The organism is Rhodobacter sp. NTK016B (genome assembly GCF_017303295.1).
GTDB lineage: Bacteria > Pseudomonadota > Alphaproteobacteria > Rhodobacterales > Rhodobacteraceae > Pararhodobacter.
Genome location: NZ_JAFKOK010000014.1, coordinates 102438 through 116485 on the forward strand (window position 1 = coordinate 102438; position 14048 = coordinate 116485).

General features: G+C 65.5%; 9 protein-coding genes. 5 read left to right on the forward strand and 4 right to left on the reverse strand.

Features of this window, described 5'->3' with window-relative positions; all coding sequences use genetic code 11:
• Window positions 1-103 precede the first annotated feature (103 nt).
• The 4 genes from JI664_RS18100 to purQ all read right to left on the reverse strand — a co-directional run bounded on the left by JI664_RS18100 (window position 104) and on the right by purQ (window position 7847).
• Window positions 104-3376, reverse strand: a complete 3273-nt coding sequence (locus tag JI664_RS18100; RefSeq protein ID WP_207015171.1) for an Rne/Rng family ribonuclease — start codon at window positions 3374-3376, stop codon at window positions 104-106.
• A 510-nt stretch (window positions 3377-3886) separates the two neighbouring features.
• Window positions 3887-5266, reverse strand: a complete 1380-nt coding sequence (locus JI664_RS18105; protein ID WP_207015172.1) for a sigma-54-dependent transcriptional regulator — start codon at window positions 5264-5266, stop codon at window positions 3887-3889.
• 73 nt (window positions 5267-5339) lie between these two features.
• Window positions 5340-7070, reverse strand: a complete 1731-nt coding sequence (locus JI664_RS18110; RefSeq protein WP_286174168.1) for a sensor histidine kinase — start codon at window positions 7068-7070, stop codon at window positions 5340-5342.
• A gap of 108 nt (window positions 7071-7178) precedes the next feature.
• Complete coding sequence (gene purQ / locus JI664_RS18115; protein ID WP_207015174.1) at window positions 7179-7847, reverse strand: phosphoribosylformylglycinamidine synthase subunit PurQ; 669 nt, start codon at window positions 7845-7847, stop codon at window positions 7179-7181.
• Between the two features lie 195 nt (window positions 7848-8042).
• Here purQ and JI664_RS18120 point away from each other — a divergent pair, with 195 nt between their 5' ends.
• From JI664_RS18120 to ctaA, 5 genes are all read left to right on the forward strand, one after another.
• The gene (locus JI664_RS18120) at window positions 8043-8531 is read left to right on the forward strand and encodes a (2Fe-2S)-binding protein (RefSeq protein WP_207015175.1); all 489 of its coding nucleotides are present in this window, start codon (window positions 8043-8045) and stop codon (window positions 8529-8531) included.
• A 90-nt stretch (window positions 8532-8621) separates the two neighbouring features.
• The gene (locus JI664_RS18125; RefSeq protein WP_207015176.1) at window positions 8622-10997 is read left to right on the forward strand and encodes a xanthine dehydrogenase family protein molybdopterin-binding subunit; all 2376 of its coding nucleotides are present in this window, start codon (window positions 8622-8624) and stop codon (window positions 10995-10997) included.
• Between the two features lie 11 nt (window positions 10998-11008).
• The gene (locus tag JI664_RS18130) at window positions 11009-11797 is read left to right on the forward strand and encodes an FAD binding domain-containing protein (RefSeq protein WP_207015177.1); all 789 of its coding nucleotides are present in this window, start codon (window positions 11009-11011) and stop codon (window positions 11795-11797) included.
• Between the two features lie 261 nt (window positions 11798-12058).
• Window positions 12059-12808 (forward strand): RNA methyltransferase, encoded by a 750-nt coding sequence (locus tag JI664_RS18135; protein ID WP_207015178.1) that lies wholly within the window; start codon window positions 12059-12061, stop codon window positions 12806-12808.
• Between the two features lie 74 nt (window positions 12809-12882).
• A complete protein-coding gene (ctaA, locus tag JI664_RS18140) occupies window positions 12883-14046 on the forward strand; it encodes a heme A synthase (RefSeq protein WP_207015179.1) in 1164 nt (387 codons plus the stop codon).
• Window positions 14047-14048: the final 2 nt, after the last annotated feature.

Genomic DNA, 14048 nt, shown 5'->3' on the forward strand with positions numbered 1-14048 from the left:
GATAGCGAAGCGCCCCCCGTTCGTCACGGGGGGCGCGCTCACGTTCTTGGTATTGCGACCTCGGGTCGCGGAGGTCTTGCCCCGCGCCCAAGGCGCTCAGTGGTCAGCTCTTGCGCGACCACCAGCCCGCGCGGCGAGGCCGCGACGGCGCGGGTTCGGCTTCCGGTTCCGCCTCAGGGGCCGTTTCGGGCGCGGTCTCGGGCGCCGGAGCCGTCTCGGTCTGTGCACGCGTCACAGGCTGCGGCGCCTTTTCCGACGCGGGCGCGTCAAGCGGAGCCTCGGCTGCCCGGTCATCCGGGGTTTCGGCAGGCGTTTCAGCCGGGGCCTCGACCGGGATTTCGGCGGGCTGCTCGTCCGGGGCCTCGACCGGGGTGACCGGCGCGTCCTCGGGCGTCGAGGGGACCGGGGCTTCGACCGGGGTCTCCACCGGCGCTTCGCTCGGCGTCTCGCCCGGCACTTCTGTGCCCGCAGCGGCGACCGGCTCGGCAGCTTTCGCAGCTTCCTCGGCCTTGGCGGCTTTTTCGGCCTCGATCTCGGCCTTCTTGCGGCGCGGCGCGCGGCGACGTTTGGGCTTTTCGACCTCGACCTCGGTGGCGGCTTCCGCAGGCGCTTCGCTCACGGGTTCCGCAGAAGCCTCCTGCTTGGCGTCGTCCTTGGCGGCCTCGCCCTCGGCGTCCGTGCTCTTGCGACGCGACCGGCGACGCCGTGCGGGCTTGGGCTCTTCGACCGGCGTGGGTGCAGCCTCGGCGGTTTCGGCAACGGCCTCGGCCGGGGCCTGTGCGACCGGCTCGGCAGCGGGTTCGGCCTCAGGCGCGTCCTCGGACCCGTTGTCATCGTCGGATGAATCGTCGCCGTCGGAGTCACCGTCGTTGCGGTTGCCATTCGACTGGCCACCCCGCCGACGCCGACGACGGCGGCGCTTGCGCTTGCCCCCTTCGCCGTTGCCATCCTCGTTTCCGTCGCCCTTGGCCTCGGTTTCGCCGGACTCGTCGGCTTTCGCCTCGGTGGTGTCCTCGGCCTCGGCCTCGGCGTCGGTGTCGTCTTCATCCTCGACGTCGTAATCATCAAGTTCGGACATCGTCTTCGCGTCCAGCGACACGACCGGAGTCGTCGGCGCCGTCACGATCCGCGTCGCGGTCTTGAATTTCTCGATCGAGTAATCGGGGCTGATCAACGAGGGATCCGCTTCGATCCGGATCGCCATGCCATAGCGCAGTTCGATCTGCTGCAGATGCTCGCGCTTGGTGTTGAACAGGTAATTGACGATCCCGATCGGCGCCTTGACCAGCACCTCTTTCGAGCGGTTGCGCGTCCCTTCTTCTTCCAGCGAGCGCAGGATCTGCAGCGCCAGCGAGTTATCCGAGCGGATCAGGCCCGTACCGTGGCAATGCTGGCAGGGCTGCGTCGTCGCCTCGATCATGCCGGGGCGCAGACGCTGGCGGCTCATCTCGAGAAGGCCGAAGGCCGAGATACGGCCAACCTGAATGCGCGCGCGATCGGTGCGCAGAGCGTCTTTCAGGCGCTTTTCCACCGCCGCGTTGTTCTTGCGCTCTTCCATGTCGATGAAGTCGATCACGATCAGACCGGCAAGGTCGCGCAGGCGCAACTGGCGGGCCACCTCGTCAGCGGCTTCGAGGTTGGTCTTCAGCGCGGTGTCTTCGATCGAGCCTTCACGCGTCGACTTGCCCGAGTTCACGTCGATGGCGACCAGCGCTTCGGTCACACCGATGACGATGTAGCCGCCCGATTTCAGCTGAACCGTCGGGTTGAACATCTGGCCCAGATAGCTCTCGACCTGAAAGCGCGCGAAGAGCGGCAGACCCTCGCCATAGAGCTTCACGTTCTTGGCGTGGGACGGCATGATCATCTTCATGAAGTCCTTGGCGGTGCGGTAGCCCGCTTCGCCTTCGACCAGAACCTCGTCGATATCCTTGTTGTACAGATCGCGGATCGACCGCTTGATGAGGTTGCCCTCTTCGTAGATCGGCGCGGGCGCGATGGATTTCAGCGTCAGCTCGCGGATCTGCTCCCAGACGCGGAACAGGTATTCATAGTCGCGCTTGATCTCGGATTTGGTCCGGTTGGCCCCCGCCGTGCGGATGATCAGCCCCGCGCCTTCCGGCACGTCGAACTCGGACGCGATGTCCTTGAGTTTCTTGCGGTCGGCGGCGTTGGTGATCTTGCGGCTGATGCCGCCGCCCCGTGCCGTGTTGGGCATGAGCACGCAGTAACGACCGGCCAGCGACAGGTAGGTGGTCAGCGCCGCACCCTTGTTGCCGCGCTCTTCCTTGACGACCTGGACCAGCATGATCTGCCGGACCTTGATCACTTCCTGAATCTTGTAGCGGCGCGCGCGCGAGCGGCGCGGCGGGCGCACTTCGTCGGAAACGTCCTCGTCAGCGACGGATTCGATGTCGCTGTCGTTATCGGCCGCGTGATCGGCAGCGCGATAGGGTTTCTTGTCGTCCTTGTCGTCGGCGTGATCGTGATCGTCGCCATGCGCGTCGTCCTGATCGGCCTCGGCGCTGTCGTCTTCGTCGAGCTCGACGATATCCATCGCGCCATAGGTGCGATGCTCCATGCCTTCGGAATTGGCGGCCATCGGCGCGCGCGGCGCAGGCTTGTCATCCGCGCCTTCATCCGGGCTCTCGTCCGACGCCGTTTCGGGCTGCGCTTCGGCGCGTGCCGTTTCGTCAGACTGGGCGTCTTCGGCTTTGGCCTCTTCCGGTGCGGCCTCCGCAACAGGAGCCTCTTCGGCGTCCGGCTGGGCGGTTTCGGCCTCAATCGCCGGCGCGGTCTCTTCCGAAACCTCGGGCGTGACGTCCTCGACAGCGGTCTCCGTGACGGGGGTCTCCGTGACGGCGCTATCCGCAACCGGCGCTTCGGTGGCGGCTTCGACAGGCGCGTCGACCGGCGTTTGCGGCGCTTCCGCGCCCTGCGTCTCGGTCACCGCCGCTTCGGCCGTGCTGGCCTCGTCGTCGGAATTGTCGTCGCGGGCGTCATCCTTGGCGTTCTTGCCACCCTTCTCGTTCTTGTCGCCCCGGCGGCGACGCGTGCGGCGGGTGGTTTCTTCCTCCTGATCGCGGGCCAGCGCGCGCTCTTCTTCCAAGAGCGCCTGACGGTCGGCGACGGGGATCTGGTAATAATCGGGGTGAATCTCGGCAAAAGCGAGGAATCCGTGCCGGTTACCGCCGTAATCGACGAAAGCGGCCTGCAGCGAGGGTTCGACCCGCGTTACTTTGGCAAGGTAGATGTTGCCAGCCAGCTGGCGCTTGTGGATGGTTTCGAAATCGAATTCCTCGACCTTGTTGCCATCCAGAACGACAACGCGGGTCTCTTCCGCATGTGTCGCGTCAATAAGTAGTTTCTTTCCCATAGTCTCTCACGTGTCCCCCGCAATCCGTCACCCGGCCCCGAAGGGCCGCGCGGCAGAGAGTCGTTTGGGGAATTATGGGCAATGCCATGCGTCAGCCGACGGCGGGCGGCGCCTTCGCGCGTCCCGGTCTCAGTCAAAGCTGATGCGCCAAGTGGCATCACGGTTTCAGGCTCCGACGCATCCGGCTAGCGTTGCGTCCATGACAGGCCCTCGCGGCGGCGCCGCTCCGGGCAGTTCTACGGCCCGTGGGCCGATCCCGCCGTCTTCTCACCCGAAGGGAGAGTAAGGCTGTGAATTTCGGGCTTTGCGCCAATCGCAAAGCTGTCACAAACATAGGGGGGAACACCCGTCCTATTCAATATGGAAAATGCGCACGCGAAACGTCGGCGCAAGAAAGTTTCGAATTCTTCGAAATTCGACGCCTTCCGGCGCCCCTTTACGCGGCTTTCGCGTCAAATGAAAGGGCGGGTCCCGCTGTTGCGCGAACCCGCCCTGCCCTTTGGCTGAATGTCAGACGTAATCCGTCCGGCTCAACCCGTATTTCGCCATCTTTTCGTTAAGCGTCCGGCGCGGCAGACAGAGCTCTTCCATCACCGCGACGATCGACCCCTTATGGCGCCGCATCGTGTTGTCGATCAGCGTCTTTTCAAAGGCTTCCACGTAGTCCTTCAGCGGTTTGCCCTCGGTCGTCAGCGCCCCGCCCGAGGCTTCGTTCTCGGCCATCACCAGCGACACGACCGATCCTGAGCCGCGACGGCTCTGCAGCACCGATTGCTCGGCGATCGAGATCAGCTGGCGGATATTGCCCGGCCACGGCGCCTGCAGCAGATAGGCCGCGTCCTGCGCGCTCAGATCCGGGGCGGGGCAGCCGTATTCCTCGGCGTAATCCGTGGCATAGCTCTTGAACAAGGCCAGAATATCCTCGCCCCGCGTCCGGAGCGGCGGCAGGGTCAGCTTCATCGCGGCCAGACGGTAGTACAGATCCGGGCGCAACACGTCTTCCAGCGTGCGACCGGGTTTGTGATCGTTGCAGATCGCCACGATCCGCGTATGCGGCGGCGCGGGCTGGTCGTTGATGAAGGTCAGCAGGCGGCCCTGCAGGACCGGGCTCATCGCCTCGATATCCTCCAGACACAGCGTGCCGCCCCGCGCTTCCTCGACCAGCGGCAGGCCGCCCGATTCCACCGGACCGAACAGACGGGCCGACAGCGCCTCGTCCTCGATCCCCGCGCAGGAGACGCTGACGAATTTGCGCCCGGCGCGCGGCCCCACGGCGTGCAGCGCATGCGCCACCAGCGTCTTGCCGGTGCCGGTTTCGCCGTCGATCAGCACGTGGCCATCGGCCTGCCCGTAATCGAGAATATCCTCGCGCAGGCGCACCATCTCGTTCGAGCCACCGACAAGCCGGTGCATAATCGCCCCACCATCGGCCAGCTCGTGACGCAGCGCCCGGCTTTCCAGCGCCATCGCGCGCGCTTTCAGCGCCGCGCGGGCCAGATCGGCCATCCGCTCGGGGTCGAAGGGCTTCTCAAGGAAATCATAGGCGCCCAGTCGCATCGCCTCGACCGCCATCGGCACGTCGCCATGGCCGGTGATCAGGATCACGGGCAGCGAGGCATCCATCCCCATCAAACGCTTCAGCAAGGCCATGCCGTCCATGCCGGGCATGCGGATATCCGTCACGACGATACCGGGGAAATCCACGCCGATCTGCGCCAGCGCCTCTTCCGCGCCGGCATAGGTTTCGGGCTCGAAGCCCGACAGCGACAGCCATTGGCTGATCGAGGCGCGCATGTCCTGCTCGTCATCGATCACGATCACCCGCGTCGGGGTTCTGGGTGCCGAAGTCGTGGCCTTTTCGGCCGGTGCAGCGGTGTTGCCCGCATTCATGCAGCAATCTCCTGATCCATTCAGACGTTAACATAAGCCGAAAACGCGGCAGGCCCAATCCCGCCGCGACACGCTACACAGAGGATTGTCCCACCCTGTCCTGCCCCGCCTCGGCCAGAACCGGCAAAGCGATCTCGAACGCGGCGCCGCCTTCGGGCAGGTTGCGCGCGGTCAGCCGTCCGCCATGGTCGGCCACGATACCCGAGGAAATGGCCAGCCCCAGCCCGACGCCGTCGCCCGCCCCTTTCGAAGTGTGGAAGGGTTCGAAGATCTTGTCGATATCGCGGATGCCAGTCCCGTTATCCTTGATCGTCAGCGTCACCGTATCGCCCTGCGTCAGGATCAGGTCGATCTGCGGCGCGTTGACGTTCTGCGTGGCATCGACCGCGTTGCGCATCAGGTTGATGAGCACCTGTTCAATCCGCAGCCGGTCGCCCATCACCCGCACCGGGTCCTTGGGCAGTGTGCGTACAACCAGAACCCGGCGCTCGCGCAGGCGGGGTTCCATCATCGTCAGCGCCTCGGTCACGCAGTCGCGGATGTCGATCGCGGCAAAGGCATCGCCGCCCTTGCGCGCGAAGCTTTTCAACTGACGGGTGATCGCACCCATCCGGTCGATCAGGTCGTCGATGCGCTGGAAGCTGACCAGCGCCTCTTCGGTGCGCCGCCGCGTCATCAACAGCCGCGCGCCCGCCAGATAAGTCTTCATCGCCGCGAGCGGCTGGTTCAGCTCGTGGCTAACGGCGGCCGACATTTCGCCCAGAACCGCCAGTTTCGACGATTGCGCCAGCGTCTGCTCGGCCACGGTCAGCTCTTTTTGCACCTTCTCGCGCGCGGCGATCTCGCGCTGAAGGCGCAGGTTGAGCTGACGCAGCTCGACCGATTCCTGCTCGAACAGCGCCGATTGCGAATAGGCCCGGCGGGAAAACAGGTAGAACACCATCGCCAGAAGCAGCGCGAAGGCCATGATGATCAGCGCCAGAACGCCGTTCACCTTCTCGCGCACGCCGTCATAGGTCGTAAAGCTGATGATCCGCCAGCCCCTGTGCTGCACCCGGGTTTCCGAGCGCAGGACGGCCTCGTTCGACAGGAAGGCATCGGGTCCGCGCCCGGCCAGATCGGCGGTATAGCGCAGCGCCCATTCGATGGCGGTCGGCGCGTCGCGCATTGCCAGCGCCTCGGCCTCGGTCCGGCCCCGCCAGCGCGGCTCGGTCGCCAGAACGATCCGCCCTTCGCTGTCGAGCACCGCCACCGCATCCGAAAATCCCGACCACGCGCGCTCGAACTTGGCCAGATCGACCTCGACCGTGACCACGCCCAGCACCTGACTGCCCGCGCGGATCGCACGGGCATAGGCAAAGCCGTAGCCGCCCGAATCACGCTGGCGGACATTGAAAATCGTGTCATTGGCACGCCGGGCTTCGATGAACAGCGGCTCGCTCCCACGCACGCTGCCCAGCCGGTTGCGGTCGGTCGCGGCAACCACCCGCCCCGACGTATCCAGCAGCTCGATCGAGGCGGCGCCGACTTCGCTCTGCAAGCCGATCAGCAATTGCGAGATCGAGGCATAATTCGAATTCTGCAGCGCCTCGCGCAGCACAGGGTCGCGCGCCAGAAGGATCGGCACCACCTGCGTGCGCTGCAATTCGGCTTCGATATTCCCGGCATAAAGCACCAGCCGCAACTCGGCGCGGGTGCGGGTATCGACGGTGAAACTTTCGCTCAGCCAGTCGTCCATCACCCAGACCACCGCCACCGCTACGACCAGCAGTGCCCCGATCAGGGCCTTGCCCCAGGCGGGCATCCCTGTTCTCAGGACCGATACGGATTGCGAGTGCGACGGGTCGGTGCTCATGGGCGCAACTTACGCAGGTGCCGCGAGCGGCTCAAGCAACAGCGTCCGCGTCACGCCTCAGGTAAGCGCCAACGCGCCCATCACGCCGTCGAACAGCGCACGGCCATCGGTGCCGCCATGCTGGGCGCTGACCGCGCGTTCGGGATGGGGCATCATGCCCAGCACCCGCCGGTTGGCCGACAGAATGCCCGCGATATCGTTGCGCGAGCCGTTGGGATTGACGACATAACGGAACGCCACGCGCCCCTCGCCTTCCAGCGCGGCAAGCGTATCCTCGTCGGCCTGATAATTGCCGTCGTGATGGGCGATCGGAATGATCGGCTCGGCGCCCGCCTGATAGGCCGAGGTAAAGGCGCTTGCCGTGGTCTCGACCCGCAACGCGACCGGCTTGCAGACGAATTTCAGCCCTGCATTGCGCATCAGCACGCCCGGCAGCAGCCCGGTTTCGCACAGAACCTGAAAGCCGTTGCACACGCCCAGCACGTAACCGCCGCGCTCGGCATGGGCGATGACGGCCTTGGCGATGGGCGAGCGCGCAGCGATCGCGCCGCAGCGCAGGTAATCGCCAAAGCTGAAGCCGCCCGGCACGCCGACGATGTCGGTGCCTTCGGGCAGCGTCGCGTCCTTGTGCCAGACGCGGGTGACATCGGCGCCGGCCTCTTCGAAGGCCACGGCAAGGTCACGGTCGCAATTGGAACCCGGGAAGGTGATCACGGCGGCTTTCATGCGCGGCTCCGATATTGGCAGGCGGGATTGGATGCGCCCCCATTACTGCGATGCGGCAGGCAAAGAAAGGGGGGAATCGGCCCCCTGCCCGTCCGGTCGCGGCGCAAAATCGCGGTTTTGGGCAAAATACGCCTAAGGTGGCATTTCGCCCCTCGCCTGCGCGTGCTTTCATGCAGCCATCCAAGGGAGGGATACATGACCAAGGTTACACTGACCGTGAACGGCCGGTCCATGTCGGGACAGGCCGAGGGACGCACGCTTCTGTCGTCGTTCCTGCGCGAAGAGCTGGGTCTGACCGGTACCCATGTCGGCTGCGATACCAGCCAGTGCGGCGCTTGCGTCGTGCATGTGGACGGACAGGCGGTGAAAAGCTGCACGGTGCTGGCGCAGGATGTCGAGGGCGCCAACGTCACCACGATCGAGGGCATGGCGAATGCCGATGGCTCGCTGAACACGCTGCAACAGGCGTTTCAGGACCATCACGGCCTGCAATGCGGCTTCTGCACGCCGGGCATGGTGATGGCGGCCTCGTCGCTTCTGGCCGAGAACCCCAAACCCACCGAGGCCGAGGTGCGCCATTACCTTGAAGGCAATATCTGCCGCTGCACGGGTTACCACAACATCGTCAAGGCGGTGATGGCGGCCTCGGGTCAGGATGTGAGCGACACGGTCGCCGCTGAATAAGGACGGGCCCTGGCGGGTCGCCCGCCGGATCTCAGGACTTGTAGGGTGCGTGATTTCACGCACCATTCATCGACATCAGGGAGGGATTCCATGCCCAAGGACGGCGGAATCGGCGCCAGCACAAAGCGGCGCGAGGACGTTCGTTTCCTTACCGGGAACGGACGCTACACGGACGACATCAACCTGCGCGGACAGGCGCATGCCTTTTTCCTGCGCTCGCAGGTCGCCCACGGCAAGATCAACACGATCGACACCAGCGCCGCCGAGGCGATGGACGGCGTGATCCGCATCTTCACCGCCAAGGATTTCGAAGGCGTGGGCGGCGTGCCCTGCGGCTGGCTGATCACCGACAAGCACGGCCAGCCCATGCAGGAACCCAAGCACCCGGTACTGGCCGAGGGCAAGGTGCGCCATGTGGGCGACCCCATCGCCGTGGTCATCGCCGAGACGCTGGACCAGGCCCGCGACGCCGCCGAGGCGATCGATCTCGATATCGAGGACCTGCCCGCCGTTGTCGACATGAAGGCCGCTTTGTCCGCCGACGCGCCCAAGGTGCATGACGAGCTGAGCTCGAATCTGTGCTACGACTGGGGCTTCGTCGAGGAAAACAAGGCCGCCGTGGACGAGGCCTTCGCCAGTGCCGCGCATGTCACATCGCTGGAACTGGTCAACCAGAGGCTCATCGCCAATCCGATGGAGCCGCGCGTGGCGGTGGGCGATTACGATCCGTGGAACGACAATTCCACGCTCTACACCACCTCGCAGAACCCGCATGTGATCCGTCTGTTGATGGGCGCCTTCGTGCTGGGCATCCCCGAGCACAAGCTGCGTGTCGTCGCGCCCGATGTGGGCGGCGGCTTCGGCGCGAAGATCTTCCACTATGCCGAGGAAGCCTTCTGTACCTTCGCCGCACGTCAGCTGAAGCGGCCGGTGAAATGGACCTCGTCGCGCTCGGAAGCCTTCATGTCGGATGCGCATGGCCGCGACCATGTCACGAAGATCGAGCTCGCGCTCGATGCCGAGAACAACTTCACCGCGATCCGCACCGAAACCTATGCCAATATGGGCGCCTATCTCTCGACCTTCGCGCCCTCGGTCCCGACCTGGCTGCACGGCACGCTGATGGCAGGCAATTACCGCACGCCGCTTATCTATGTGAACGTGAAGGCCGTGTTCACCAACACCGTGCCGGTCGACGCCTATCGCGGCGCAGGCCGCCCCGAGGCCACGTTCCAGCTTGAGCGTGTCGTCGACAAGGCCGCGCGCGAGCTGGGCGTCGATCCGGTCGAGCTGCGGCGTCAGAACTTCATCAAGGCCGATCAATTCCCCTATGCCACCCCCGTGGCGGTCGAGTACGACACCGGGAATTACGACGCGACGATGGACAAGATGCTCGAGCTTTCGGATTACGCGGGCTTCGCTGCGCGCGCCGAGGAGTCAAAGAAACGCGGCAAGCTGCGCGGCTTCGGCATCGCCCATTACATCGAGGCCTGCGGCATCGCGCCGTCGAACCTCGTCGGGCAACTGGGCGCCCGCGCCGGTCTTTACGAATCCGCCACCGTGCGGGTGAACGCGACCGGCTCGATCTCGATCTATACCGGCTCGCATTCGCACGGTCAGGGGCACGAGACCACCTTTGCCCAGGTCGTGGCCGACATGATCGGCATCGATGCGGGACAGGTCGAGATCAACCACGGCGACACCGCCAACACGCCGATGGGCATGGGCACCTATGGCTCGCGCTCGCTGGCCGTGGGCGGCTCGGCGCTGGTCAAGGCCACCAACAAGGTGATCAACAAGGCCAAGAAGATTGCCGCCCACCTGCTCGAAGCTTCGGAAGCGGATATCGAGCTGGCTGACGGCAAGTTCACCGTCGCGGGCACCGACAAGTCGGTGGACTGGGCGGGCGTGACGCTGGCCGCCTATGTGCCGCATAACTACCCGCTGGAATCGATGGAACCGGGGCTGGAAGAGACGGCGTTCTACGATCCGTCCAACTTCACCTATCCCTCGGGCGCCTATGGCTGCGAGGTCGAGGTCGATCCTGATACCGGCGAGGTCGAGATCATCGGCTTCACCGCCGCCGACGATTTCGGCAACGTCGTGAACCCGATGATCGTCGAGGGTCAGGTCCATGGCGGTCTGGCACAGGGTATCGGTCAGGCTTTGCTCGAGCGCTGTGTCTATGACGCGGACGGACAGCTCGTCTCGGGCTCGTATATGGACTACGCCATGCCGCGCGCGGACAATGTGCCGAACTACACGGTCGACCATTCCTGCGTCACGCCCTGCACCCACAACCCGCTGGGCGTGAAGGGCTGCGGCGAGGCCGGCGCCATCGGCAGCCCGCCTGCCGTCATCAACGCGGTCATCGACGCGCTTCAGCGCGGCGGCCATTCCCACGTCACCCATATCGACATGCCCGCTTCGCCCTCGCGCGTCTGGGCCGCGATGAACGCCAAGTAAAGGAGGTCCGAATGTACAATTTCGACTTCGTCAAACCCGCCTCGGTCGAGGATGCGGTCGCCGCCCTGTCCGGGGACGAGGCGCAGCCGCTTTCGGGCGGCATGACCCTGCTGCCCTCGATGAAACAGCGCCTGAACGCGCCCGCGACGCTTGTGTCGCTGACCGGGATCGACGCGCTGAAAGGCGTGTGCCGCGACGGCGACATGCTGGTCATCGGCGCCGCCACGCCGCACGCGGTCGTGGCGCGCGACGCCGCCGCCGATTACCCGGCGCTGGCGGAACTGGCAGGCCAGATCGGCGACCCGATGGTGCGCAACCGCGGCACGATCGGCGGCTCGCTGGCCAATAACGACCCCTCGGCCTGCTACCCGGCGGCAGCGCTGGCCTCGGGCGCGACCATCGTCACCGACAAGCGCGAGATCGCGGCGGAAGAGTTCTTCCAGGGCATGTTCGCCACCGCGCTCGACGAGGGCGAGATCATCACCTCGGTGAAGTTCCCGATCCCGCAGAAAGCAGCCTATGCCAAATTCGCCCAGCCCGCGTCGCGCTTCGCGCTGACCGGGGCCTTCGTCGCGCAATATGCGGACGGGGCGCGGGTGGCGATCACCGGAGCATCGGAAAACGGCGTGTTCCGCTGGAGCGAGGCCGAAACGGCGCTGTCGTCGAACTTCTCGGCCGACGCGCTCAACGGACTGGCGGCCTCGGCCGATCAGATGATCGGCGATCTGCACGGCACGCCCGAATACCGCGCGCATCTGGTGGGCGTGATGACCCGCCGCGCGGTCGGTGCCGCACACTGAACGCGGCACTATCGCTGCTGAAACCAAGTGAGGGGGGCTGTCTGCCCCCCTCTTTGCCTTGCGGCAAATTCACCCCCCGAGGATATTTGTGGATCAAAGATGGGCCTTAACAGGTCCTTAACCGCGCATCTTTGCTCTGCAAATATCCCCGGGGGAGGCGCGGCGGCGTCAGCCGGTGTGGCGGGGGGCAGAGCCCCCGACGGCTTGCGGTTGCCAAGCACGGCGCCGGTCGTTAATCGGGCGGGCGAAAGGATCCCGATCATGCGCGCGCTTTCCACCGACCTCGGCACCGCCCCCCTGATGGTGCTTACCCGTCCGCAGATGGGCGAGAATATCGGCGCCGCGGCGCGGGCGATGCTGAATTTCGGCGTCGAGCACATGCGCCTGATCGCGCCGCGCGACGGCTGGCCCAATCCCAAGGCAATCGCCATGGCTTCGGGCGCGTCGAGTGTGCTCGACAACGCCGCCGTCTTTCCCGATGTGGCCGGGGCGATCGCCGATTGCGATTACGTCTACGCCACCACCGCGCGCGGGCGTGGATTGGTGAAGCCCGTCCTGACGCCCGAAACCGCGATGGCCGAGGCGCGCGCGATGATCGGCGCTGGCAAGCGGGTGGCGGTGTTGTTCGGCCCCGAGCGCGCGGGGCTGGAAAACGACGACGTGGCCCATGCCAATGCGATCATCACCGTGCCGGTCAATCCGGGTTTTTATTCGCTCAACCTCGCGCAATGCGTGTTGCTGACGGCTTATGAATGGATGCGCCAGACCTCGGAGGTCGAAGGCGCTCGGCTGGAACTGGCGGGCACCGACCTTGCCACGCAGGTCGAGATCGAGAAGCTGGGCGATCATTTCGAGGGGCGTCTGCAAGAGGCCGGGTTCTTTCACCCGCCCGAGAAGGCACCGCATATGAAGCGCAATCTGCGCAACATGTGGGGTCGCTGGGGCATGACGCGTTCGGAAGTGCAAACGCTGCACGGCGCGCTGCGGCAATTGGTGCGCGCCAAAGACTGACCGGTGGGTCCGGGCGCTCTTGATACCGCCCCACCCCCGCAATAGCTTGACGCCGCCAGAACAGGAGTGTGCCGATGGCGAAACGCCCGATCTTCGAGGACGCCGCAGCGCCCAAAGCCGCCGCCCAGGCAGGACCACAGACCGGCTCCCGTCCCGCACGGAGCGGCGGGATCGAAGCCCCGTCGGGCGCGCGGCGCGCGATCCGGCTCTGGCTGGGGGTGCTGTTCGTCATGGTCATGGCGATGATCGCCGTGGGCGGGCTGACGCGGCTCACCGATTCCGGTCTGTCGATCACCGAGTGGAAGCCGCTGACCGGCGCCCTGCCGCCGATGAACGATGCCGACTGGCAGGCCGAGTTCGACCTCTATCAGCAGATCGACCAGTTCCACCTGATGAATGCCGACATGACGCTGTCGGAATTCAAGTCGATCTATTGGTGGGAATGGTCGCATCGTCAGCTTGGCCGCGCGGTGGGCGTGGTCTGGGCGCTGGGTTTTCTGGCCTTTCTGGCCTTGCGCAAGATCCCGGCGGGGTGGACCGGACGGCTACTGGTGCCGGGTATTCTGGGCGGTGTTCAGGGGGCGATCGGCTGGTGGATGGTCTCATCGGGGGTGACGCAGGGCGAAGGCGTGACCACGGTGGCAAGCTACCGGCTGGCCACCCATCTGGGGCTGGCTTTCGTCATCCTTGGCGTCATCGCGTGGTATATGTTCCTGCTGGGCCGGCCCGAGGCGCAGCTGCTCCAGGCCCGACGCTCGCGCGAGGCGAAACTGTTCTCACTGGGCACGGGGCTCATGCATTTCGCTTTCCTGCAGATCATTCTGGGCGCACTGGTCGCAGGGATCGATGCCGGACGCGGCTATACCGACTGGCCGCTGATGGGTGGCTCGGTACTGCCGCCGGCGATGTGGGAGTTGAGCCCTGTCTGGCGCAACCTTTTCGAGAATGACGGCACGGTGCAGTTCATCCACCGCGTCTCGGGCTATCTGCTGTTCGTCTTCGGCGTGATCGCGTGGAACCGGGGCCGCCGGTCGAGCTATGCGCGCACGCGCATGGCCTTCCACTGGGTTCTGGGCGCACTGACCGCGCAGATCGTGCTGGGCATCGTCACCGTGATGCATGGCGCACCGCTGGAGCTGGGCATCGCGCACCAGTTCATGGCCGTCATCCTGTGGGTGCTGATCATTCGCGCCCGCTATCTGGCCCAGTATCCGCTGGGCGGAACCATCCGGGGATAAAC

Bases quoted from the DNA above. Each gene is read 5' to 3' on its own strand.
- JI664_RS18100 (WP_207015171.1), bottom strand. From the start codon at position 3,376: ATGGGAAAGAAACTACTTATTGACGCGACACATGCGGAAGAGACCCGC.
- JI664_RS18105 (WP_207015172.1), bottom strand. From the start codon at position 5,266: ATGAATGCGGGCAACACCGCTGCACCGGCCGAAAAGGCCACGACTTCG.
- JI664_RS18110 (WP_286174168.1), bottom strand. From the start codon at position 7,070: ATGCCCGCCTGGGGCAAGGCCCTGATCGGGGCACTGCTGGTCGTAGCG.
- purQ (WP_207015174.1), bottom strand. From the start codon at position 7,847: ATGAAAGCCGCCGTGATCACCTTCCCGGGTTCCAATTGCGACCGTGAC.
- JI664_RS18120 (WP_207015175.1), top strand. From the start codon at position 8,043: ATGACCAAGGTTACACTGACCGTGAACGGCCGGTCCATGTCGGGACAG.
- JI664_RS18125 (WP_207015176.1), top strand. From the start codon at position 8,622: ATGCCCAAGGACGGCGGAATCGGCGCCAGCACAAAGCGGCGCGAGGAC.
- JI664_RS18130 (WP_207015177.1), top strand. From the start codon at position 11,009: ATGTACAATTTCGACTTCGTCAAACCCGCCTCGGTCGAGGATGCGGTC.
- JI664_RS18135 (WP_207015178.1), top strand. From the start codon at position 12,059: ATGCGCGCGCTTTCCACCGACCTCGGCACCGCCCCCCTGATGGTGCTT.
- ctaA (WP_207015179.1), top strand. From the start codon at position 12,883: ATGGCGAAACGCCCGATCTTCGAGGACGCCGCAGCGCCCAAAGCCGCC.